A 2,223-nucleotide genomic window follows, 5' to 3' on the forward strand; every position below is an offset into this window, starting at 1 on the left:
GCCACCATGGATTGGACATGGAGGATTCTGTTTCTGGTCGCCGCCGCCACTGGAACCCACGCCGAGGTGCAGCTGCTGGAGTCAGGAGGAGGGCTGGTGCAGCCAGGCGGATCTCTGAGGCTGAGTTGCGCCGCTTCAGGCTTCACCTTCAGCAGCTATGCAATGAACTGGGTGCGGCAGGCTCCAGGCAAAGGACTGGAATGGGTCTCAGCTATCACCATGAGCGGTATTACCGCATACTATACAGACGATGTGAAAGGCCGGTTCACAATCAGCAGAGACAACTCCAAGAATACTCTGTACCTGCAGATGAATTCCCTGAGAGCAGAGGATACAGCCGTGTACTATTGTGCCAAGGAGGAATTCCTGCCCGGTACTCACTACTATTACGGCATGGACGTGTGGGGGCAGGGTACCACAGTCACCGTGTCTAGTGCTCGCACTACCGCACCTAGCGTGTTCCCACTGGCAGCCAGTTGCGTCGATACATCCGGATCTATGATGACTCTGGGTTGTCTGGTGAAAGGCTATTTCCCAGAGCCCGTCACCGTGAAGTGGAACTCCGGAGCCCTGACATCTGGGGTCCACACTTTTCCCGCTGTGCTGCAGTCCGGCCTGTACAGTCTGACTTCAATGGTCACCGTGCCTTCAAGCCAGAAGAAAGCCACCTGCAATGTGGCTCATCCCGCATCCTCTACCAAGGTCGACAAAACAGTGGAACCTATCAGGACCCCTCAGCCAAACCCCTGCACATGTCCAAAGTGTCCCCCTCCAGAGAACCTGGGCGGCCCTAGCGTGTTCATCTTTCCCCCTAAGCCAAAAGACACCCTGATGATTTCTCTGACACCACGGGTCACTTGCGTGGTCGTGGACGTGAGCCAGGATGAGCCCGAAGTCCAGTTCACTTGGTTTGTCGATAACAAACCAGTGGGCAATGCCGAGACCAAGCCCAGAGTGGAACAGTACAACACAACTTTCCGCGTCGAGTCCGTGCTGCCCATCCAGCATCAGGACTGGCTGCGCGGAAAGGAGTTCAAGTGCAAAGTGTATAACAAGGCCCTGCCTGCTCCAATCGAGAAGACCATTAGCAAGACAAAAGGGGCCCCAAGGATGCCAGACGTGTACACCCTGCCACCCTCCCGGGATGAGCTGAGTAAGTCAAAAGTCTCTGTGACATGTCTGATCATTAACTTCTTTCCCGCAGATATCCACGTGGAATGGGCCAGCAACAGAGTCCCCGTGAGCGAGAAGGAATATAAAAATACTCCTCCAATTGAGGACGCCGATGGTAGTTATTTCCTGTACTCAAAACTGACCGTGGACAAGAGTGCTTGGGATCAGGGCACAGTCTACACTTGCTCCGTGATGCATGAGGCACTGCACAACCATGTGACACAGAAAGCAATCAGCCGCTCCCCAGGTAAAAGGGGAAGGAAGCGCAGGTCTGGCAGTGGAGCTACCAACTTCAGCCTGCTGAAGCAGGCAGGAGACGTGGAGGAAAATCCCGGGCCTATGGTCCTGCAGACACAGGTGTTTATCTCTCTGCTGCTGTGGATTAGTGGAGCATACGGGGCCATCCAGATGACCCAGTCCCCCAGTTCACTGTCAGCCAGCGTCGGAGACCGCGTGACCATCACATGTAGGGCTTCTCAGGGAATTCGGAACGATCTGGGGTGGTATCAGCAGAAGCCCGGAAAAGCCCCTAAGCTGCTGATCTACTCCGCTTCTACTCTGCAGTCTGGGGTGCCTAGTAGGTTCAGTGGGTCAGGTAGCGGCACCGACTTCACCCTGACCATTAGCTCCCTGCAGCCTGAAGACTTCGCCACATATTACTGCCTGCAGGATTATAACTACCCATGGACTTTTGGACAGGGGACCAAAGTGGAGATCAAGCGGAGATCAGTCCAGAAGCCTACCATTAGCCTGTTCCCTCCCAGCAGCGAGGAAGTGACAGCTGGCTCCGCATCTGTGGTGTGCTTCATCAATTCCTTTTACCCAAGAGACATTACCGTCAAGTGGAAAGTGGATGGTAGCGAGCGCAGCCAGGGCATCCTGAACTCATATACTGACCAGGATAGCAAGGACAATACCTACTCCCTGTCAAGCACTCTGGCCCTGACCGCTAGCGAGTATAACCAGCACGAACGGTACACCTGCGAAGTGAGCCACGCAGGTCTGACAAGCCCAGCAGCAAAAACCATCAATAGAAGCGAATGTTGATAA

1 protein-coding gene is annotated in these 2,223 nt (G+C 54.6%); it reads left to right on the forward strand.

What is annotated here, in order from left to right; all coding sequences use genetic code 11:
- Window positions 1-2,220, forward strand: a 2,220-nt coding sequence (locus I5Q34_RS33315; protein ID WP_234429916.1) for an immunoglobulin domain-containing protein, incomplete at its 5' end; no start/stop codon positions are given.
- Window positions 2,221-2,223: the final 3 nt, after the last annotated feature.

Origin of the sequence: Streptomyces sp. AV19 (assembly GCF_015999245.1) — a bacterium.
Lineage (GTDB): Bacteria > Actinomycetota > Actinomycetes > Streptomycetales > Streptomycetaceae > Streptomyces.